Origin of the sequence: Mycobacterium hippophais (assembly GCF_027529605.1) — a bacterium.
Classification (GTDB): domain Bacteria; phylum Actinomycetota; class Actinomycetes; order Mycobacteriales; family Mycobacteriaceae; genus Mycobacterium; species Mycobacterium arseniciresistens.
In genome coordinates this window covers 229,405-249,637 of the sequence record NZ_JAPZPY010000005.1, presented here as the reverse complement: position 1 = coordinate 249,637, position 20,233 = coordinate 229,405, and the positions used below count along the sequence as shown (strand labels likewise).

General features: G+C 70.7%; 16 protein-coding genes. 4 read left to right on the top strand and 12 right to left on the bottom strand.

Going from position 1 to position 20,233, the window contains the following annotated elements; translation table 11 throughout:
* The first annotated feature begins 20 nt into the window (after positions 1–20).
* Genes stf0 through cysC form a run of 3 tightly spaced genes read left to right on the top strand, consistent with a single transcriptional unit; the run spans position 21 to position 3,627 of the window.
* Positions 21–824 (top strand): trehalose 2-sulfotransferase, encoded by an 804-nt coding sequence (gene stf0 / locus O6P37_RS14340; protein WP_269894699.1) that lies wholly within the window; start codon positions 21–23, stop codon positions 822–824.
* Positions 821–1,738, top strand: coding sequence for a sulfate adenylyltransferase subunit CysD (cysD, locus tag O6P37_RS14335; RefSeq protein WP_269894698.1), 918 nt, complete (start codon positions 821–823; stop codon positions 1,736–1,738). Before stf0 ends, cysD begins: the two co-directional genes overlap by 4 nt.
* On the top strand, positions 1,738–3,627 hold the full coding sequence (gene cysC / locus O6P37_RS14330; protein WP_269894697.1) for an adenylyl-sulfate kinase: 1,890 nt from the start codon (positions 1,738–1,740) through the stop codon (positions 3,625–3,627). The genes cysD and cysC overlap by 1 nt, the downstream gene beginning before the upstream one ends.
* On the opposite strand, the gene O6P37_RS14325 is transcribed toward cysC, so the two are convergent.
* Entirely contained in the window at positions 3,624–4,388 is a 765-nt protein-coding gene (locus tag O6P37_RS14325) for a trans-aconitate 2-methyltransferase (protein ID WP_269894696.1), read from the bottom strand. The two genes, cysC and O6P37_RS14325, sit on opposite strands and share 4 nt — an antisense overlap.
* Positions 4,389–4,424: 36 nt before the next feature.
* Here O6P37_RS14325 and O6P37_RS14320 point away from each other — a divergent pair, with 36 nt between their 5' ends.
* A complete protein-coding gene (locus tag O6P37_RS14320; protein WP_269894695.1) occupies positions 4,425–5,624 on the top strand; it encodes an alpha/beta hydrolase family protein in 1,200 nt (399 codons plus the stop codon).
* On the opposite strand, the gene eccE is transcribed toward O6P37_RS14320, so the two are convergent.
* Genes eccE through eccA form a run of 11 tightly spaced genes read right to left on the bottom strand, consistent with a single transcriptional unit; the run spans position 5,609 to position 20,149 of the window.
* Positions 5,609–6,574, bottom strand: a complete 966-nt coding sequence (gene eccE, locus O6P37_RS14315; RefSeq protein WP_269894694.1) for a type VII secretion protein EccE — start codon at positions 6,572–6,574, stop codon at positions 5,609–5,611. The two genes, O6P37_RS14320 and eccE, sit on opposite strands and share 16 nt — an antisense overlap.
* Positions 6,571–7,944: a type VII secretion-associated serine protease mycosin gene (mycP, locus tag O6P37_RS14310; RefSeq protein WP_269894693.1), complete on the bottom strand. Its 1,374-nt coding sequence runs from the start codon at positions 7,942–7,944 to the stop codon at positions 6,571–6,573. Before mycP ends, eccE begins: the two co-directional genes overlap by 4 nt.
* Positions 7,945–7,954: 10 nt before the next feature.
* Entirely contained in the window at positions 7,955–9,364 is a 1,410-nt protein-coding gene (gene eccD, locus O6P37_RS14305) for a type VII secretion integral membrane protein EccD (RefSeq protein WP_269894692.1), read from the bottom strand.
* A complete protein-coding gene (locus O6P37_RS14300; protein WP_269894691.1) occupies positions 9,346–10,233 on the bottom strand; it encodes an ESX secretion-associated protein EspG in 888 nt (295 codons plus the stop codon). Before O6P37_RS14300 ends, eccD begins: the two co-directional genes overlap by 19 nt.
* Before the next feature lie 36 nt (positions 10,234–10,269).
* Positions 10,270–10,560 (bottom strand): WXG100 family type VII secretion target, encoded by a 291-nt coding sequence (locus O6P37_RS14295; RefSeq protein ID WP_264011214.1) that lies wholly within the window; start codon positions 10,558–10,560, stop codon positions 10,270–10,272.
* A 31-nt stretch (positions 10,561–10,591) separates the two neighbouring features.
* Positions 10,592–10,885, bottom strand: a complete 294-nt coding sequence (locus O6P37_RS14290) for a type VII secretion protein EsxS (RefSeq protein ID WP_264011213.1) — start codon at positions 10,883–10,885, stop codon at positions 10,592–10,594.
* Between the two features lie 56 nt (positions 10,886–10,941).
* Positions 10,942–12,486 carry a PPE family protein gene (locus O6P37_RS14285; RefSeq protein WP_269894690.1) on the bottom strand — a complete coding sequence of 515 codons (1,545 nt, stop codon included), beginning with the start codon at positions 12,484–12,486 and terminating at the stop codon, positions 10,942–10,944.
* A 1-nt stretch (position 12,487) separates the two neighbouring features.
* Positions 12,488–12,799 carry a PE family protein gene (locus tag O6P37_RS14280; RefSeq protein WP_264014717.1) on the bottom strand — a complete coding sequence of 104 codons (312 nt, stop codon included), beginning with the start codon at positions 12,797–12,799 and terminating at the stop codon, positions 12,488–12,490.
* Entirely contained in the window at positions 12,799–16,770 is a 3,972-nt protein-coding gene (eccCa, locus tag O6P37_RS14275) for a type VII secretion protein EccCa (protein WP_269894689.1), read from the bottom strand. The genes O6P37_RS14280 and eccCa overlap by 1 nt, the downstream gene beginning before the upstream one ends.
* Positions 16,767–18,311 (bottom strand): type VII secretion protein EccB, encoded by a 1,545-nt coding sequence (gene eccB, locus O6P37_RS14270; protein ID WP_269894688.1) that lies wholly within the window; start codon positions 18,309–18,311, stop codon positions 16,767–16,769. The genes eccCa and eccB overlap by 4 nt, the downstream gene beginning before the upstream one ends.
* Positions 18,308–20,149, bottom strand: coding sequence for a type VII secretion AAA-ATPase EccA (gene eccA / locus O6P37_RS14265; protein WP_269894687.1), 1,842 nt, complete (start codon positions 20,147–20,149; stop codon positions 18,308–18,310). Before eccA ends, eccB begins: the two co-directional genes overlap by 4 nt.
* Between the last annotated feature and the right edge of the window lie 84 nt (positions 20,150–20,233).

Below are 20,233 nucleotides of genomic sequence, written 5' to 3'. Positions count from 1 at the left end.
CGCCGGTTAGGCTCTCGCGCATGCCTGCCCATCCGACGGCGTATCTCGTGCTGGCGTCCCAGCGTAGCGGCAGCACGCTGCTCGTCGAGTCGCTGCGGGCGACCGGCGTCGCCGGCGAACCCCAAGAGTTTTTCCAGTATCTGCCCCGCACCAGCCAGGCACCCCAGCCCCGCGAGTGGTTCGCCGACGTCACCGACGAATCGATCCTGCGGTTGCTCGACCCGCTGGACGCCGGCACGCCGGACCTGGCGCCTGCCACGATCTGGCGGGATTACATCCGCACGGTCGGACGCACCCCCAACGGCGTCTGGGGCGGGAAGCTGATGTGGAACCAGACGCCGCTGCTGCTGGACCGCGCCAAGGATCTGCCCGACCGGTCCGGCGACGGCCTGCTCGCGGCGATCCGCGACGTGGTCGGCTCCGATCCGCTGCTGGTGCACGTGTACCGGCCCGACGTCATCTCCCAGGCGGTGTCGTTCTGGCGGGCGGTGCAGACCAGGGTCTGGCGCGGCAGGCCCGATCCGGTGCGGGACGCCCGCGCCGAGTACCACGCCGGCGCGATCGCCCATGTCGTCAGGATGCTGCGCGCCCAGGAGGAGGGCTGGCACGCCTGGTTCGCCGAGGAGAACGTCGACTACGTCGACGTGCCGTACCCGGTGCTGTGGCGCAACCTCACCCAGGTCGTCGGCGACGTCCTGGAACGACTCGGCCTCGACCCCCGGCTGGCGCCGTCGCCGGTGCTCGAACGGCAGGCCGATCAGCGCTCCGACGAATGGGTCGACCGCTACAAGGCCGATGCGCAGAGAGAAGGACTCCCGACATGACAGCCACCATCGAGGACCTCCGGGTCGACGAACTCCGCCTGCTCGAGGCCGAGGCCGTCCACATCATCCGGGAGGTCGTCGCCGAACTGCAGCGGCCGGTGCTGCTGTTCTCGGCGGGCAAGGACTCCATCGTGCTGCTGCGGCTGGCGGAGAAGGCGTTCCGGCCGTCGCCGCTGCCGTTCCCGATCATGCACGTCGACACGGGCCACAACTTCGACGAGGTCATCGAGTTCCGCGACCGCCGGACCACCGGCCAGGGCCACAAGCTGATCGTCGCGTCGGTACAGGAGTCGATCGACAACGGCCGGGTGCCCGATCCGGGTCCGGGCGCCTCGCGTAATCGGCAGCAGACCCGCACGCTGCTCGACGCGCTGGAGGCCGGTGGCTTCGACGCGGCCTTCGGCGGCGCCCGGCGCGACGAGGAGCGGGCCCGCGCCAAGGAGCGCATCCTGAGCTTCCGCGACGAGTTCGGGCAGTGGGACCCCCGCGCACAGCGCCCGGAGCCGTGGTCGCTCTACAACGGCCGCATCAAGAAGGGCGAGCAGGTCCGGGTCTTCCCACTGAGCAACTGGACCGAGATCGACATCTGGCGCTACATCCAGCTGGAGAACCTCGAGCTGCCCTCGATCTACTTCGCCCACGAGCGGGAGGTGGTCGCCCGCGACGGCATCCTGCTGGCGGTGTCGGAGTACGTGCAGCCCCAGGGCGACGAGACCTCCGCGGTCGAATGGGTGCGCTACCGCACCGTCGGCGACCTGACGATCACCGGTGCGGTGCGCTCGCGCGCCGTCGACATCGAGAAGGTGATCGAGGAGATCTCCGCGGCCACCGTCTCCGAGCGCGGCGAGACCCGCGCCGACGACCGCACCTCGGTGGCCGCCATGGAGGACCGCAAGCGAGAGGGTTATTTCTGATGACCAGCGTTGTGTCCGCACCGACCACCCCGGTCACCCGCCAGCTGCTGCGGATCACCACCGCCGGATCGGTGGACGACGGCAAGAGCACGCTGATCGGTCGGCTGCTGCACGACACCGACAGCCTCCCGCTCGACCATCTGGAGGCCGTCAAGGACGAAGAGGGCATCGCCGACCTGGCGGCGCTGTCCGACGGGCTGCGCGCCGAGCGCGAGCAGGGCATCACGATCGACGTCGCGTACCGGTTCTTCTCCACCGAGACCCGCAGCTACATCCTGGCCGACACCCCCGGCCACGAGCGCTACACCCGCAACATGTTCACCGGCGCGTCCAATGCCCACGCCGCTGTGCTGCTGGTGGACGCCCGCGCCGGTGTGCTGCGCCAGACCAACCGGCACGCCCGCATCGCGAAGCTGCTCGGCATCAAGCACTTCGTGGCGACGGTCAACAAGATCGACCTGGTGGACTTCGACCGCAACCGCTTCGAGGAGGTGCGCGAGGAGCTGCATCAGGTGGCGGCCCGCCTCGGCGGCCTCGAGGTCACGGTCATCCCGATCGCCGCGAAGCTCGGCGACAACGTGGTGCACCGCTCGGACAACACGCCCTGGTACGAGGGACCGACACTGCTGGAGTACCTCGAGAACGTCGAACTCGTTGCGCCGCAACCGGAGGCGAGCAAGCTGCGGCTGCCCGTGCAGTGGGTGTCGCGGCCGACCGCCGAGCAGCGCCGCCGCTACACCGGCCGGCTGGCGGCGGGCACGCTGAGTGTCGGTGACACCGTCGTGAGCCTGCCGTCGGGCACCAGGTCGACGGTCACGGTGGTCGACACCCTCGACGACGACCGGCCGGTGGCCGTCGCACCGCTGTCGGTGTCGATCGAGCTGGCCGACGACATCGACGTCGGCCGCGGCGACGTCTTCGTCAGCGGCGAGGAGGACGCCACCCTGCCGGTGCTGGCCCGTGAGGTCGACGGCACGGTGTGCTGGTTCCGCGACACCCCGCTGCGGGCGGGCGACCGGCTGGCGTTCAAGCAGGGCACCCGGACGGTGCGGGCCACCGTGCAGGCCCTGCACAGCCGGCTGGACCCAGAGACGCTCGAGGAGGTCGACAACCCGGTCGAGTTGTCGCTCAACGACATCGGCTCGGTCACGCTGCGCACCAGCTCGATCGTGGTGGCCGATGCCTACGCCGACAACCGGGACAGCGGCGCCTTCATCCTGATCGACGAGACGACGAACGACACCGTCGGCGCCGGCACCATCACCGAGCCGCGGGAGGTCAAGCCCGGCGAGCAGACGCGCAACGACATCCGTTGGCATCCGTCGTCTCTCGACCGCGCCCACCGGTGGACGGCCACCGGGCAGCGCGGCGCCACGATCTGGTTCACCGGGCTGCCCGCGTCGGGCAAGTCGACGATCGCGGTGGCGGTGGAGCGGGCCCTGGTCGAGTCGGGTCAGGTCGCCTACCTGCTCGACGGCGACAACATCCGGCACGGGCTGTCCGATGATCTGGGCTTCTCCGCCGGTGACCGCGCCGAGAACATCCGTCGGGTCGGGCATCTCACCCGGCTGTTCGCCGACGCCGGCGTGGTGGCGCTTGCGTCGCTGGTGTCGCCGCTGAAGTCCGACCGCGACATCGCCCGCGCGCTCAACGACGCGGCGAAGCTGCCGTTCATCGAGGTGTACGTGTCGACGCCGGCCGCGGAGTGCGAGAAGCGCGATCCGAAGGGCCTCTACAAGCGGGCCCGCGCCGGAGAGCTCACGGGCCTCACGGGTGTCGACGCGCCCTACGAGGCGCCGGAGGACGCGGATCTGGTGCTCGACACCACCGGCGCCGACATCGACAGTCTGGTCGCCCAGGTCATCGACCTGCTGAACCAGAAGCGCTAGCCGACCCTGGCCACCACGAACACCCGGCGGAACGGGAAGAACGTCCGGCCGTCGGGCGTGGCCGGGTAGGCCTCGTCTAGCAGTGGGATCAGTTCGGTGCGGAAGCGCTGCCACTGATCGTCGTCGAGGCGGCTGCGCACCGGGGTCAGCGCGGTGCCGGTGATCCACTCGAGCACCGGGTGTTCGCCGGTCAACTCGTGCAGGTACGTGGTCTCCCATGCGTCGACGGTGCACCCCGCCTCGGTCAGCAGTTCGGCGTAGCCCGCGGGTGCGTCGACCACCTTTCCGACGCGGAACGGTATGTCATTCAACAGGTCCCGCCATTCGGCGCTGCTCGCGAGGTCGCGCACCGCGACGTGTGACGGCGCGTCGAAGTTGCCGGGCACCTGGAAGGCGATCCACGCGCCCGCGGCCAGCGCGCGCGTCCAGGACACCAGCACGTCCCGGTGTTCGGGCACCCACTGCAGGGTGGCGTTGCTCACCACGACATCGGTGTCCGGCGCCGGCGTCCATGCACGCACATCGCCCACCCGGGCATCGACGCCGCGCTCACGGGCGGCGTCCACCATCTGCTGCGAGCTGTCCCAGGCCTCGATCACCGCGCCGGGCCACCGCTCGGCCAGGGTGACCGTGAGATTCCCCGGCCCGCAGCCCAGGTCGACGACCCGGCGGGGATCCTGTGCACCCACCCGCGCGAGCAGGTCGAAGAACGGCCGCCCGCGGTGGTCGGCGAAGGCCAGGTAGGTGTCGGGATTCCACATGTCCGCCAGTCTCGCACTTCGCTAGCATCGGAAGCCGTGGAGCCGTCCAGCGCCGACCCGGTCGATCCGCCCATCCCCGTCCCCGACGTGCCCGGTGGCGACGCCGGCGCCCGGGGGCTGCCCCGTCGGGAGGATCTCACCGTTCGCCAGCGGCTGATCGTCGACTCGTCGGCCGCCGCGGACATCGCACTGCGCACCGGTCTGGCGTCGATGGTCGGCGCGGCGATGCTGCCGTCGGTGATCGGATCGCTGTTCCGCCCCGAACGGGCCGGCATCGAGCAGGAACACCTGCGGTTCTACGGCGAGCTGGCGGCGGCCCGCGATCCCGCGGTGTCGTTCCCCGCTCCCAAGGAGCCGCCGCGGATCTCCTCGCGTCCGGCCGATCCCGTCGCCGAGTGGATCGCACACGGGCGGGTGCACAACATCAGGTTCAGGAGCAGCTTCGAGGCGGTGAACCCGGCGCTGCGGGAGCGGTGCAGCGGCTTCGAGCGCAACAACGTGGTGCGCGCGCAGCACTGGCGCCACGACGACGGTCCGCACCCGACGCTGTGCGTGATCCACGGCTTCCTCGGCTCCGCGTACCTCGCCAACGGCCTGTTCCTGTCGCTGCCCTGGTTCTACCGGTCCGGTTACGACGTGCTGCTCTACACCTTGCCGTTCCACGGCCGACGGGCCGAGAAGTGGTCGCCGTTCAGCGGTTACGGCTACTTCGCGGGCGGCGCCGCCGGATTCGCCGAGGCGATGGCCCAGGCGGTGTACGACTTCCGCTCGCTGCTGGACTATCTCGAGTTCACCGGTGTCGACCGCATCGCGCTGACCGGTATCTCTCTTGGCGGCTACACCTCCGCGCTCATCGCATCGGTCGACGAGCGGATCCAGGTGGTGATCCCGAACGTTCCCGTCGTGACGCCCGATCGCACGGTCGACGAGTGGTTCCCGGCCAACAAGCTGGTCGCCCTCAATCGCGCTGTCGCACAGACCGACCCGCAGATCGCGGAGGCCGCCACCCGGTACTCCTCGCCGCTGAACTACCGCCCGCTGGTGCCGAGGGAACGCCGGCTCATCATCACCGGGCTCGGCGACCGGCTCGCTCCGCCGGAGCAGGCCGAGATGCTATGGGAGCACTGGGATCGCTGTGCGTTCCACTGGTTCCCCGGCAACCACCTGCTGCACGTCAGCCAGCCGGACTACCTGCGCCGGATGACCCGCTTCATGAGCGGCTACATGCTGGCCTGAGCGGCAACGGCGTCCTGCGTCACGGGTTCCCGGCGGTCCGGCTGTTGTGTCGGCCACCACAGCTGGTCGAGCACACCGTCGGGCAGCGCCGTCGGATCGCCCTCGAGCCGCTCGTCGGACGCCGGCGCAAGCGCCTCCAGCGCCGGGCGGTGCCGCCCACGCTGCGGGGTGAGGCCGGCGGCGGGTGCTCCGGCGCCGGGCCGCTCCGCCGTGCGGACCGCGCACCCGACGGCGATGCTCCTGCGCGCCGCCGTGCCGGTGATCTCCAGCGCGGTCCAGGTGTCCGCTGACAGCGCGGGGACGGCGGCGAGTGTCTCGGACAGGTTGTCCTTCACCGCGACCCGGTACGCGGCGACGAATCCGGCCTCGTCCCGGACGCCCCGCCACGTCTCCTTCGCGCCCGGTGGGACGGGGGTGTCGGCCCGCTCCTCCGCCGTCACGTTCCAGCCGGCCTCGCGAAGGTGGTCGGTCAGCCGGCGGCCGGCGATCTGCGCCGTCTCGTGCAGTGGGATGCTCGTCGACCGGGCCTGCAGCGCGGCCAGGTTGTCCGCCGCTCCCAGCGTCAGGCTCACCCACGTGGTGCGGGTGCCGCCGGCGTCGTGGCTGACGACTTTCACCTTGTGGGCGCGGATCCCGTAGCGCTCGACGTAGCCGGCGATTAGCGGCAGCGGCACTGCCCGCTGTTCCGAAGGGTCCAACCGCAGCACCACGGTCGCGTAGGCCGCCGGCCTGCCGGACCCCTTGGCGTGCCGCTTGCCGTGGTTGCGGCGCCACACCGCGAGCCGCCGGCTGACCATCGTCGTGGCGAAGAGCCCACGCCACCAGGCGAACACGACGATCAGCACCGCGGCGGCAACGCCGAGCACCCACCAGTCGAGGGTGGTCTGCCACGGGTAGGCCAGCGCCGCCGCCACGACGACGAGTGCCGCCAGGGTGATCCGAACCGTCATGCGGGGTCCTTTCGTCGGTCAGAGCCGATCACCACGACCGCCAGCACGATCAGCGCGAGCGCGCCCGCACCGGCGAACGCCACGATCCTCGGGGTGTCGTCCTCGGCGGGTGGTTCCGGTGGCGCGGCCACCGGCTTGCTGGAAGCGGCTTTCGCCGTTGCGGTTTCGGGCACATCCCAGGTCAGCGCCGCAACGGGGTCGACGCTGCCGGCGCCGACCACACTCGACGGAGTGCGCGGGCCGCCGTGGGCGGTGGTGGTCAGCCTGCGGACCACCTGCTCGGCCGACAGCTGCGGATACCTGCTGCGGACCAGCGCCGCGACGCCCGACACGTAGGCCGCCGCGTAACTGGTGCCCTTGATCGGGTTGTACTCCTGCCGCTCGTTGGGCAGACCGTTCGCCAGACCGCCGCCGGGGGCGTTGCTCACCGAGGTGATGCTCTCGCCGGGCGCCGCGATGCCGACCCACGGGCCGGCCATCGTGAAGTCCGACGGTTGCCCGCCGGGGGTCAGTGATCCGACCGACAGGACGTAGGGCTGCCACCACGAGGGGATCGAGACCGAGGTGACCCCGGCCCAGTTCCTCGGGTCCGCGGGATTGCCCGCGTCGGCAACAGGATTCGACTCGCATGCCGTCCCGGTGGTCAGTCCGCCGCGCTGGTTCCCCGCGGCCGCCACGACGACCGCGTCCTTCTCGACGGCGGCGTACCGCAGCGCGGCGCCGAGTTCCGCCTGGTCGACCGACCTGTCCGCCGGAAGGCAGGTGACCACCGAGATGTTGATGACGCGGGCGCCGAGATCGGCGGCGCGCACCACCGCCCGGGCCAGACTCGTCACGTCGCCCGCCGCCCGCGCGGTGGCCTGGTCCTCGCCCGGGTTCCGCGGGGAGAACGCCGCGGAGTTCTGCCGGATGGACAGGATCCGCGCGTTCGGCGCCACCCCGGAGAAACCGTCGGCGCCCGGCTTGCCCGCGATCAGGCCGGCCACCAGGGTGCCGTGCCCGTCACAGTCGGTCAGGCCGTCGGTCGACTGCACGAAGTCCCCGCCGGGCTCCACGTCGGGCAGCCTCGGGCCGGGTTGCACGCCGGTGTCGATGACCGCGACGGTCTGCCCCTCGCCCCGGCTGTGCTCCCAGGCGCCGGCCAGGTCGAGCGCGACGGTGTTCGGGCTGACCGCACCCGGGTCGCTGCCGCCGATCACGCCGCTCGTCACGCATTCGGTGCGCTGTTCCATCGGCTGCGCCGGTCCGGCGCTGCCGGACGGCGGCGGCAGCAGCGGGTCGACCTCGGGCGGGCTGACGGCGGAGGCAGGCGGACTGCTGATCAGCAGCACCGTGCACGTCGCGGTCAGCGACGCCAAGACCTTGTGCATCACCGAGGCATCACCGTTCGAGGACCCAGGTGAACAGCCCGACCAGGTAGGCCATCACCGGGATCAGCGATGCGTCGACGGCGGCCGCGGCGAAGCCCACCAGGCGCCGCATCGGCAGCGAATAGCTCTCCGGCGAGGCGACCTTCGGGTTGAGCGCGACGATCACCCACACCGCGACCAGCACGGCCAGTGCGAGCAGCGTCCACCACGCCGCCTGGTAGCGCTCGGTCACCGCGAACGTGACAAGCAGCGCGGTGGCCACCAGGTAGGAATGACCGAGCAGCCACGCCTTGCAGAGCGCCGAATCCCACACGCGGGCACGCAGAGTGGCGCCGGCGGCAGCTGCCGCGACGACGTACCACGCCCACGGCGAGGCGTCCGACGGTGCGACCAGGAACAGCGAACCGGTGACTGCCAGCAGCACACCGGCCGCGATGAAGCCGACCTGATGGGACTGGCTGATCCGCACCCGTCGCGGCAGGTCCTCGAGGACGCGCAGGGGCTGGGCGGACGGCGTCGGGTCCCCGGGTGCGGGAATGACCGGCAACGGGAACCGGGCCAGCGTCGCGGAGAGTTGCGCGGCCTGCACGGTGACCAGCAGCCCGATCACGATCAGCAGGCAGCCGATCTTCACCGGGTTCAGCTGCCAGAAGATCGCCGCGCCGGAAGCCAGCAGGACGCCGAGGCCGACGGTCGCCGTCGCGGTGAACAGGCCGATGGCGCGCGCCCCGGTGGTGAGGCTGATGACCGACCAGGCGGCCACGCCCGCAGCGCCGAGCAGAATCTGAGGTGCGCCGAATTCACCGGGTACGGCCAGCGTGAACGCGGCTGCCACCGGCGCCAGCGCCACCACGGACAGCGCAGTGCCCAGCCGGGCGGCGGCCGGTCGGGCGAGCAGCGCAGCCAGCGCGGTGGCCAGGGCCAGTCCGCAGACGGTGAAGAGTCCGACCAGTTCGTCGGTGACCACCCGGTGCGTCACGGACAGGGCCGTGGCAATGAGCACCAGACCGAGCACCGCAAGCGTCGCGCCGCGCTGGATCTGGGCGATGCCCCACGGCTTCGCCCGTGCCGCCGAGAAGATGACGGCGGCGTCGGCGATGTCCTCGACGATGCGCGGCGCCGGTGTGCCCGCCGGGACCGGCTGCAGCGCAAGGAGATCACCATCGACGACGCCGACAGTGTCCAGTGTGGCGTCCAGGCTGAACGGCGCCCCTCCGATGGGCGCCAGGCTCAGCCGCACCGGGTCGGGCACCTCGGTATCGTCTGAACCGCCTGCCGGCAGCACCAGGCGCTGGACCGCGGGCAGGATCTCGCGCAGCGGCAGGTCGGCAGGGAGCGCGACCTCGGTCAGCCGGCCCCCGTCGTCGCCAGCCGCGAGGACGGCCACGCGCACGATCGGCATCACAGTGTTGTCGGACATTGCTCGTTTCTCGGATCTCTCGTTGTGTCTTCGGTTGTCTCCGCGTCGAAGTCGCGGGTGAGGTTGAGGTCGGGGAACCACGGTCCGCTGGGCAGCGAACCGGTCAGCCGCTCCACGGCGGCGGCGATCGCGAACGGGTTGCCCGGGGCGAAGGTGGAGACCCATTCCCCGTCGAACGCCTTGGCCGGGCTGACCAGCACCCGGCCGGCGACGGTGTCGACGATGCTCACGCCGACGCTGGTGGTGACGCGGTGGCCGTCACGGTGCTCGCCCGCGACGATCTCCACATACGTTCTGGTGTCGGCGAAGGCGGCCTCCACGACCGGCCGGGCGGACGCCGGGATCCCGAGGAAGTCCAGCACCTCCGCCAGTGGCACACCGTCGCGGATCTGCTGATCGGAGCGGGCGCCCAGCGCAGCCGGCAGGGCGAACTCGTCGAAGTGGGCGGGTTTGCGCCCCGACAGTCCGACGGCCAGCACCGGAACCAGCGCATGCGGGTGGTCGATCGCCATCTCCGTGAACGTCACGAGGTGGGCGTTGCGCAGGACCACCACGGTGCGGCCCTCGCGGCGCGCGATCACACCGCGCAGCAGATCGCCCGGCCCGGAGACGAAGCGCAGATCGAGCCACTGCTCGGCGCGCGTCGTCACCCGGACCCACTGTGCCACCGCGGGATCGATCATCCCGTCGGCGTTCATCACCCCGAGTGCGGTCAACTCGGCGGTGCGTTCGGCGACGAACTGGCCCCGTTGAGACATGTCGCTGTACGGCGGCGTGATCGCCAACACCCACGGAAAGGAACCCGCACCGAGGGTGTCGGCGACGAACCACGCCTGCTCGACGGTCAGTTCGACGGCGTTAGGACTCACTGAGCCTGACGCCGGCCCCGGATTGCCAGCGGTGGCTCATGCCCCCCACTTGGCGCCTTCGGCCATGTCGCGCGCGTTCATCGACGCGGTGTTCATCTCGTGGGTCGACGCCATCGCCCGGTAGGCGCGCACCAACTCCTCGAGCGCCATGTTCCACTGCGCCTGCCACGCCTGGTACGTCATACCCGTGTCGCCCTGCCACGCACCGGCCAGCGCTGCCTGCTCGCTGGCGATGTCCGCGCCCACCGCGTGCATCGCACCGGCATAGGTCGACATCTCTCCGGCGTGAGCCATCATCGCCGGGTAGTTGTACATGATCTGAGACATCACAAACCCTTTCGTTCGCCTTTGAATCCGGTCAGATCGCGGTGTAGGTCGACGCGGCCGCGGCGTCCTCGGCCACGTAGGTGCCTGCGGCGTCGCCCAGGTTCACCTGTGCGATGTCCAGCAGTGCGTTCACCTTGGCCGACACCTCGATGAACCGCATGTGCGCGGCCTGGAACGCCGCCGACGACTCACCCATGTGAAACGCCTGCGCCGACGTCGCCGCCTGCTCGGCCTGCGCCATGGTCGAACGCATCAGCGCCGTCTTGGCGCCGAACGCGGCCTCAGAGGCCACCAACTGCGGAATGTGCGCATCCAACATGCTCATCTATTGCTTCCCTTCACCCTTGTTCGTTCGAAACAGACTGTCCCCCAGCACGTCGCTCAGTTGCGCGATCCCCCCTCCGGGCCGTCCTGCTCGGACTCCCACGACGTGGGCAGCATCGGCACCACCGGGCCCCCGTCGAACGCATCGGTGGACACCGTCGTCAGCCCCGCAGCGGCGGCATCGGAGCGGCCCGCGGTACCGCTGAACCCCATCGGCCCGCCACCGCGGGTCGACGCACTCACCCGCGGCTCATCGGCCGCCGGCGTCTCGCCGTCGGGCTCGTCCTCGTAGTCCATGTAGGCATCGGCGTATCCGCGCCCCTTGACCTCGGCGACCTTCTTGCGCCGCCGTTTCCGCCGCTCCGCGGCCGACAGCGCCGCAGCCGCGGCCGCGGCGGGGATTCCGGACGCCGGCGCCTTGGCACTCGAACCCTCCCGGAACGTGGGGGAGAACCCCTCCTCCGGGTCAGACCCCGCCACGGCGTACGGCGCGATCGGCGCCGCCGCGGGGGCGGCGGCCCCCGTGGACGGTGCGGCCGTCCCGCCGGTGCCCGCACCACCACCGGCGGTCGCGGACACGCTGCCGGGCGGAAGGCCGGCCGCGGTGAAGGATCCGGGCTGGTCGGCCCGGGCCGGGACCTGCGCGGCGGGCGCGGCAGGCGTTTCGGCGGGCACATCGGCCGGCGGCGCAGGCAACTGCTTGAGGTACTGCAGCACGCCGCCAATGATCGCCAGCGTCAGCGCCAGAAGCGGCTGGATCAGCAGCTGCGGGTAGGTCAGCGAGGCCCCGATCCACGAGATGGCCTGATAGGCCACGGCGAACAGGAAGGGACCCCAGGTCTGCAGCGCCGCAGCCGGATTGGTGAGGAAGTCGGTGATCAGCTGGATCGTGTTGCCGATCGGATCCCGCAGGAAGTCCGCGATCTCCTGACCACCGGGGAAGATGTTCAGCAGATCCGAGAGCCAGTCCGAATTGTTCAGCGCCGACCCGGATTCGGTCGCCTGGGCCTGGGCGCCGGTCTGCTGCAGGCTCGCCATCGCGGTGCCGGCCTCGCCGACGCCGGGGGTGAGGATGAACGGCGAGGGCAGCGAGGCCGGTGTGCTGGCCATCGCCGCGCCGGCCATCGCCTGGTAGGTGCTCATCGCGGTCGCGGCCTGGATCCACATCCGCACGTAGTCGGCTTCGTTGATCGCGATCGGAATGGTGTTCAGGCCGAGGAAGTTCGTCGCCACCAGTACGCCGTGCACCACATGGTTGGTGACGAGCTCCGGCATCGTCGGCGTCATCGCCAGCGCCGTCGTGTACGCCGCCGCCGCCGTCGTGTGCTGCGCCGCCGTCACGGAGCTGTTGGCGCTCTGCTGGGCCAGCCACGCCAGGTAGGGCTGATGGGACGCCACGTATTGCTCGGCGCTCGGACCCTGCCACGACCCCGCCTGCACCGCGCCGAGCAACGCCGTCAACTCCGCTGCGGCCGAGGCGTACTCGGCGCTCAACGACTGCCATGCCCCCGCAGCGGCCAGCAGCGATCCGGGGCCCGGACCACTGCTCAGCAGCGTCGAATGCACCTCGGGCGGCAGGGCCATGAAGATGGGGGCGGTCATCTCAGCCGCCGCGTGCGATCAGGTACGACGACGCCGCCATCGCGTCACCGGTGGCGTAGCTGACGCCCGACTCGCCCACTCCCATACCGGAGCGGCCGAGCTCTTCGACGCCGAGCGCGGCGGTCGCGGCGTGCTGGTTGCCGTGCGCGCTGAAGCCCGCCGCGGTCTGCAGCGACACCACATCGGCTCCTGGCGGCAGCACCGCGGTCACCGCGGGTGCGGCCGCGGCGTGCGCCGCCGCCAGCCGTGCGGTCAGACCCTCGACCGCGGCACTGGCCGCGGTCAGTCCCTCGGGAACGACACGAAGCGTCATCAGCTGTATTCCTTTCCGTTGCTGTCCGTCCCTCGGCCGCCCTGGGTGGCGGCCTCGCCGACGAGTGGATTGACGAGCTGCACGAATGTCGGGAGGTCGCCGTCGTCCAGCAACATGCCGCGGCCCGCGGGCAGCCGGTTGAACCTGTGGCCGCGAATCTTACCGCTGTCCTGCGGATTACCGGACAGCAACAGCGTCGTCGCCTGCAGGTCGTTGAGCCTGCGCAGCAACGGCGCCGTCATGATCGCGTGCGCCGAACCGGTCGCCCGCGCCGTGACGATCACCCGCAGGCCGAGGTCACCGGCCTGGCCGAGCAGGCCGAGCAGCGGCGTCCACGGCCGCTGGCCGACGTAGGGTCCGCTGACCGCCGGGCTGTCTGGGATCTGGTCGACGTCGTCGATGATCAGGTAGTGCGTGTGACCCTGATATCCCCAGCTGCTCAACTGCTGGGGCGTGAGACCTGCGGGCGGGCGGCGCTTCTCGATCAGCGCGGCGAGTCCGAGCATCGCCGGGGTGATCCGGTCGATGTTCGGCGTGTACTCGTTGTCCGGGAACAGCGGCTCGTCGACGAGGTGCAGCCGCCGGTCGATCACCGTGAACGCGACGTCGTCCTGCCGCGAGTTCTCCCGGACGGTGCGGATCAGGTGCCGCAGCAGGGTGGTCTTGCCCGCCCTTGCGTCACCGAAGACCATGAGCAGCGGATTGCGCTCGAAGTCCAGCGTGACCGGCGCGAGGTCCTGTTCCCGCTGGCCGATGACCACCCGTTCGGGCGGCATGTACAGCGGGGCAAGCACTTCGGGTCGCAGGTCGGTCGGCAGCAGCCGCACCCGCGGCGCCGTGACGTCCGGGTGCCGGTTGTTGATCGCACGGATCACATCCAGCGGCGGGGCGGCGATCAGGAAGTGCTCGGCCGCCATAGTCAGGCCGCGACCGGGCTGATCGGCCGGCACGCTCTCGGCGGGCCTGCGCAGTCCGCCGACGATCCGCACGTTGCTGTCGCGGGCGTCGTGCAGCTTGAGTTCCAGTCGAAGGCCGAGCCCGTCGCGCATGTTCAACGGCACCTCCAGCCAGTTCGGCGTGGTGATCACGACGTGGATGCCGTAGGCCAGTCCACTGTTCACCAACTCGGTGACCCTGGCGAGCAGCGGGTTCCGGGTGTTGAAGGTGTCGGTGTCGTCCCGGCTGAACGCGTACAGGTTGTCGATCACCAGGAACACTTCGCCGTAACCGTCTGCGATGTCTTCTGACCGGGACACCGCACCACGCTCCTGGCGTGCCCGCAGCAGCTGCTCCAGCTCGCCGAAGGTGCGCCGGATGCGTTCGGGCTCCAGCGGAGTGGCGACGCTGCCCACATGGGCGAGCTCGGCCATCGGACGCAGCTGCCCGCCGCCGTAATCCAGGCAGTAGAACGTCACGTCGCGCGGTGAGTGCAGCGCGGCGGCCGACAGCATGAACGTCTGCAGCGCCGTCGACTTGCCCGACTTGGGCCCACCGTGGATCACCATGTTCCCGGCTGCCGAGTTGGCGTCGAACATCAGTGCGTCGCGCCGCATCTCGAATGGCCGGTCGATCTCGCCCAGCGGCCAGCGCCACTGCCGGGCGTTCACTCCGGACCGCTGGAGCAGGTCGAGCAGCGGGATCGAGTCCTCCAGCGGGGGCAGCCACAGCGGCGGCGCCTTCGGGCCGTACTGCGCCAGTTGCTCACCGATCGTGGCGATCAGCTTGCGCGGCGGCAGCACCTCGACGTCGGCGTCCGCGGACGGGATGATGGTGTCGGGCTCGGGCTCGACCCGCGTCGCGGTGAACTCCTGCGGCTGCGGCAGCGCCCGCACCACGATGGCCTTCTCCACCCGCGGCGGCTCGTAGATGCCGTCGACGTAGGTGCTGCGGAACTTGACCGGCACCGCGCCGGGGGCGGGCACCAGGAAGCCCTCGCCCTTGTGTTCGCGGCCCGATTCGATGTGGTACGCGTCCTCCACCCCGATGATCTGGCGGGAAACGCTGGGGCTGGCCACCTTCAGGCCGATGCGGTACGACGTGTTCTTGTCGATGTCCTTGATGCGGCCCACATCCAGGGTCTGCGACGCGAACAGGATGTGGATCCGGAACGACCGGCCCTTGCGGGCGACGTAGTCGAACAGGTCAGCGTACTCGGGGTGGTCGGCGAGCATCAGCGTGAACTCGTCGGCCACCACGAACAGCGTCGGCATCGGCGGCAGGTCGTGCCCGGCTGCGATGGCGGCCTCGTACTCGGTGACGGAGTTGAACGCGCTGCCCTGCACGCGCCTGCCGGACTCCTTGAGCAGCTGCTCGCGCCGGGCCACCTCTCCGCGCAGGGTGTCGGCGAACCGGTCGGCCAGCGACTTCTTCTCGGCCATGTTCGAGATGACGGCGACGACCTGCGGGAAGTCGCGGAAGATGTCGGCGCCCGCCTCGCCCTTGAAGTCGGCGTAGATGACGATCAGCCGTTCGGCCGAGTGAGTGGTCAACAGCGACAACAGGATCGACATCAGGGTCTGCGACTTGCCCGAACCGGTCATGCCGATCATCAGGCCGTGCGGGCCCATGCCGCCCTCGGCCTCGTCCTTGAGGTCGAAGTACAGCGGTTCGCCGGTGGCGGTGACACCGATCGGCACCCGCAGTTCGTCGTCGCGGTGGCGCGGCGCCCACAACGCGGCCACGTCGAGTGCGGACGCGTCGGGGATGCCCAGCAGCGTGGTGAACGTCGAGCCACCCGTGGTCGTCGACCGGGCGTGGTTGGGATTGGAGTCCCAGCGGGACAGCCGCCGCGCGATGTGGCGGCAGTCGTCGGCGCCGATGCCGTCGGCGACGTCTACGTAGGGCTGCCAGCCGCCGCTCTGCCACCGTTCGATCCGGCCGTCGGCGACCTTCAGGATCGGCCGCTCGGGGTCCGGGTACTGCTCACGGTTCGGCGGCGTGGTGGTGCGGTGGATGACGGTGACGCCGGCCAGGCCGGGCCGGCGCACGATCGCGTCGAGGTCGGCCTCCGGATCGTCGACCACGACCAGCAGGTGCTTGAGCGCACCATCGTTGCTGCCCGGGAACGCATCCCGGCCGGCCAGTGCCGGGCCGAGCAGCTGCCGCAGTTCGCCCGCGGTGGTGGTCAGGTAGCGCGCCGGGCCGACGCCGTCGGTCTCACCCGGGACGTCGACGTGCGGCAGCCACTTCAGCCAGGACCAGTCGTCGCCGTCCACATCGGGCGACACGAGGGCGACCCCGAGCACGGCCGGATCGTGCCAGGTGACCGCCTGGGCCAGCCATGCGCGCACCGCGGCGCGCACGTCGTCGGCCTCACCGAACACCGTGATGCGGGCCAGCTTGGCGATGTCGATGCCCGCCGGGGCGTCGCGGACCGTGCGCTGCACGTCGAGCAGCCCACGCAGCGTGCTGTGCGACACCGGCTCCAGGTCGATCTCGTCGGCGGTGTCCTTCACCCGCAGTGTCGCGTTGAGCGGCGTGTCGTGCAGGCCCGCCCGCAGCACCAGGAAGTCGTTGTCCCGCGGATCGCGCTCCCACTGCCTGCGGGTGCCGGGGATGGTGGCCAGCACCTCGGGGTCGGGATGCGACCACTCAAGTGCCGCACGCTGTTCGGCGGCGTGTGCGCGGACGTTGTCGCGGACCACCGACAGGTAGCGCAGGTAGTCGGCGCGTTCGGCGTCGACCTCCTCGGTGCGCATCTTGTTGTCCGAGCCGCGGTAGAGCGCAGTGGCGGCCAGCAGCAGCACGAACGGGAAGAACAGGATCTGCGGCGAGATCAGCCGCATGCCGGTCGCGACGAGCGCGACGATCATGCCGACGATCAGGATCACGATCAGGTACGGCAGCACCCGGCGCAGCAGCGACGGTGGCACCAGCCGCGGCAGTTCGGGCGGCGGTTCGATCGTGATGGTGCCCTTGCGGGTGGTCGGCTGCGGAAGCCGCCGGTGGGCCTCGAAGATCAAGCGGCTCATCGGTTCTCCAGTCGCGCGGGGCTCGGGTCGGGCAGCAGGGTGTCGTGCGCGAGCAGCGCGTCACTGCGGGACAGGGTCGGGCCCGCGGCGAACTGCGCCAGGACGGACCACGGGACGGGCAACGGCGGGGAGCTCAGGCCCAGCGCGGCGACGGCGTCGTCGTCGGCGCCGGTGTCGATGCCGTAGCGGACGCCGGTGTCACTGATCCAGAACAGGGACCCAGCGGTCGGTGAGCCAGGGGCCTGCCCGACGGTCTGCACGAAGTATCCGCTGCCGGGGGCGATCGCCACCCGGTTCGCCGTCGTGCCACTGCCCGCGCCGACCAGGGTGAGCGTGCGCTGGTTCTCGGGCAGCGGCAGGGTGGCACCGGACAGCAGGGCCAGCGAACTCTCTGCGGCGCCTTCCGGTTTCGTCCACCGCGCGCAGGTGACGGGGTCGGCGGAGGTGTCCACCAGGTCGACGGTGGAGTCGGGGTACGCGGCGGTGTCGATGCCGCGTGCGACCGGCATGCGGGCCACCTCGTCGGCGCCCAGCCTCGGCGCCTGGGCCAGGCCGTAGGAGTTGGTGTTGCGCAGGATGCCCGCCAGCACCGGCGACACCGGCTGAAGGCCGTCGGACAGCACGGCGTAGTAGCGGATCGAGTTGTCCGCATCGAACGCCGCGACCACGGCGCCGACGGGGACCTGGGACGACAGCGGGAACTGCGGCGGCGCACCGGCGCCCGCGATCGGCGGCGGGGCGAGCGCCGGAGCCTCGGGGATGGCGTTGAACAGGCCCGCGGCGATCGGGCGCGGCGAGGGGATGTCGCCGCCGAAGCCGAGTGCGTCGGTCACGGCCCGGTTGGCCAGGTCGACCGGGCTGCGCCTGCCGTCCCACAGCAGCCAGGTGCCTGCGTTGGTGCCCTCGGTGTCCTGCACCAGCACGGCCTGGTCCGCAGGCAGCGTCGCCGCGCGCTCACCGCCCGACCCGGTGGCGCCGGCGATCACGGTGACGCCGGTGTCCGGTCCCGCGACCGCGTCGCACACGGTCCAGTCCGCGTCCGCGTCGGTGCTCTGCACCATGCGTTCCGGTGCGCCGGGGATGCCGATCAGGTTGCCGCGGGGGAACTGGTCGATCTCACTGGTCTTGACGGTGGTCGGGTTGTCCGCACGGCCAGCGATGAGGCGGGCCGACGTCAGGTTGAGCACCGGGTGCAGCTGCTCGCCGACCTTGACGTAGAGCGCGGCCGTCGAGCGGTCGGCGAGGATCGAGTCCGTGCCCGCCGACCCGGACGGCCGGATGAAGGAGAACAGGAAGCAGCCGATCAGGCCGGTGACCACGATGAGGGCGCCGGTGATCACGGCGCGGCTCTGGGTGCGCAGCGGGTCGACCAGCATGCGGGTGTCGTGCAGCGCGACGCCGGAGGCGATGCGGCGCATGACGAATCGCCAGCCGGACACCTGATGGCGGGTGACGAAGCCGCGGCGGTACTCGACGCGGTCGGGATTCTCGTTGGCCGGGGTCCGGGAGGTGAAGGAGCGCCGGTCCTCAGGAGAGGTCATGCCTGCACCGACAGTTCCGGCACGGTCAGGCCGAGGCCCTTGAGCAGCGGCACGGCGGAGCTACGCACATCGTCGGCGGTGATGGTCATCAATTCCTCGTCGGTGAAGTCGTCGGCGTCGGAGTGGTCGAGGCGGTACTCCCGCTCCTCCTCCGAACGCTCGACCAGGTTGCGCACGAAACGGCCGTTGCCTGCGATGTCGAGGCTGCGCCGGTCCACACCGTTGCCGTCGGGCGTGGTGGACCGCGCGAGCTTCTCGAACAGGTCCTCCATGTGGTCGTGCGCCGCCTTCTCGAACACGCTGTCGCGCTTCTCGGCCATCCGCATGGCGATCTCGACGAGCTCGGCGCCCGAGTAGGACGGGAAGTCGATGCTGCGGGTGAAGCGGGAACGCAGGCCCTCGTTGGTGTCGAGGAAGTTGTCGAGGTCCTTGCGGTAGCCGGCGACGATCACCACGAGCCGGTCGCGGTCGTTCTCCATCCGGGCCAGCAGCGTGTCGATCGCGACGAGCCCGAAGTCGTTCTTGGCGCCGGTGGACACCAGAGCGTAGGCCTCGTCGAGGAACAGCACGCCGTCGAGCGCACTGTCGATGATCGCGTTGGTCTTGGCTTCGGTCTCACCGATGTGCTGGCCGATGAGGTCGGCGCGGTGCACCTCGCGGACGGTCTCCTTGCGCAGCAGGCCGAGTCCGCAGTAGATCTTGGCGACCACCCGGGCGATGGTCGTCTTACCGGTTCCGGGTGGGCCGGCGAACACCAGGTGATTGGTGCGCTGGGCGACGGTGAGCCCGCGCTCCTGGCGGCGCAGCGACATGGCCACCGAGCTCTTCAGCCGGGCGACCTGGTACTTGACCTCCTCGAGGCCGATGAACTCCGCGAGTTCGGCCTCGGCCTCGACCAGCAGGTGCGACTTGCGGTCCTGGGCGCCCGGGTCGATGAAGTCGGCCTCGCCGGGTTCGGTGGCCGGATCCCACGGGTTGCTGCGCGCCTCGATCCGGGCGGCGGTGGTGGTCGGGATGCCAAATGTCTTGTCCGTCAGCGCCGTTTCGACCTGCGCGTTCTCCGGGTTCGCGGCGTAGAGCTCCTGCAGCACGTCGGCGGCGTCCTCGTCCTCCCCCTCGGCGCGCAGCACCAGCGCCTTGGCCAGCGCGCCGTCCACGGCGGCCACCGCGACGGGTCCCGCCGGCTGCTCGAGATAGGACAACGCCGGGGAGAACATGCCGATCCGGGCCAGCGAGATGCCCAGCGCGATCCGCGCGGCGTGCGAGAACGTCTCGTCCTGTGTGGTGTCGTTGACCACCGGGGTCAGCAGCCGCACCACGTCGGACCAGCGTTCGGCCCGGTAGTTGATCGCCACCCGCACCCATCGGGCCTGCACCCAGCCCGGCCGGCGGTCGAGCAGTTCGCCCACCAGCTCGTCGGCGTCGGCGTACGCCTCGTTGTCGGCCAGCGTTGCCGCCCATGCCAATTGGAAGTCGTCAGGGTCCGAGGCCCGGAACTGCAGGTACAGGCCGGTGTCATAGGTGAACGCCAGCGCGCCGGGCGCGAGGTCGATCTCGCGCTGCAGCAGACCCGCCGAGCGCCTGGTGCGCCAGATGGATTCGATGACATGCCCGGAGACGTCGCCCGCGGCGGCGAGGCCGGTCCAGGCATCGCAGTGGTCGTGCGCGACATGGGCGAGCGCGGCGAAGCCCGACCGCGCTGCGGTCAGGTCTGCGGGACGTTGTCGATCGTTGACCGAGAGGCCGAGCGCCCGGCAGCAGGTGGCGAACCGGCTGACCACGTCGCGGTCGATTCGGGGCGCTCCGTGCGAGAGAGCGGCAAGCGTGTCATTACCCATGTCTGTGCACGGGAAGCGAATCCCGTCACCGGGCAGCCCCCGTTTTCTCCCCTTATGTAGGCAAAGCTAACTTTTGCTGAAGTT

Coding starts and splice junctions, on each gene's coding strand:
- O6P37_RS14290 (WP_264011213.1), bottom strand. CDS start 10,885: ATGAGCATGTTGGATGCGCACATTCCGCAGTTGGTGGCCTCTGAGGCC.
- mycP (WP_269894693.1), bottom strand. CDS start 7,944: ATGCACAAGGTCTTGGCGTCGCTGACCGCGACGTGCACGGTGCTGCTG.
- eccE (WP_269894694.1), bottom strand. CDS start 6,574: ATGACGGTTCGGATCACCCTGGCGGCACTCGTCGTCGTGGCGGCGGCG.
- O6P37_RS14285 (WP_269894690.1), bottom strand. CDS start 12,486: ATGACCGCCCCCATCTTCATGGCCCTGCCGCCCGAGGTGCATTCGACG.
- O6P37_RS14295 (WP_264011214.1), bottom strand. CDS start 10,560: ATGTCTCAGATCATGTACAACTACCCGGCGATGATGGCTCACGCCGGA.
- eccB (WP_269894688.1), bottom strand. CDS start 18,311: ATGACCTCTCCTGAGGACCGGCGCTCCTTCACCTCCCGGACCCCGGCC.
- eccCa (WP_269894689.1), bottom strand. CDS start 16,770: ATGAGCCGCTTGATCTTCGAGGCCCACCGGCGGCTTCCGCAGCCGACC.
- stf0 (WP_269894699.1), top strand. CDS start 21: ATGCCTGCCCATCCGACGGCGTATCTCGTGCTGGCGTCCCAGCGTAGC.
- cysD (WP_269894698.1), top strand. CDS start 821: ATGACAGCCACCATCGAGGACCTCCGGGTCGACGAACTCCGCCTGCTC.
- O6P37_RS14325 (WP_269894696.1), bottom strand. CDS start 4,388: ATGTGGAATCCCGACACCTACCTGGCCTTCGCCGACCACCGCGGGCGG.
- cysC (WP_269894697.1), top strand. CDS start 1,738: ATGACCAGCGTTGTGTCCGCACCGACCACCCCGGTCACCCGCCAGCTG.
- eccA (WP_269894687.1), bottom strand. CDS start 20,149: ATGGGTAATGACACGCTTGCCGCTCTCTCGCACGGAGCGCCCCGAATC.
- eccD (WP_269894692.1), bottom strand. CDS start 9,364: ATGTCCGACAACACTGTGATGCCGATCGTGCGCGTGGCCGTCCTCGCG.
- O6P37_RS14280 (WP_264014717.1), bottom strand. CDS start 12,799: ATGACGCTTCGTGTCGTTCCCGAGGGACTGACCGCGGCCAGTGCCGCG.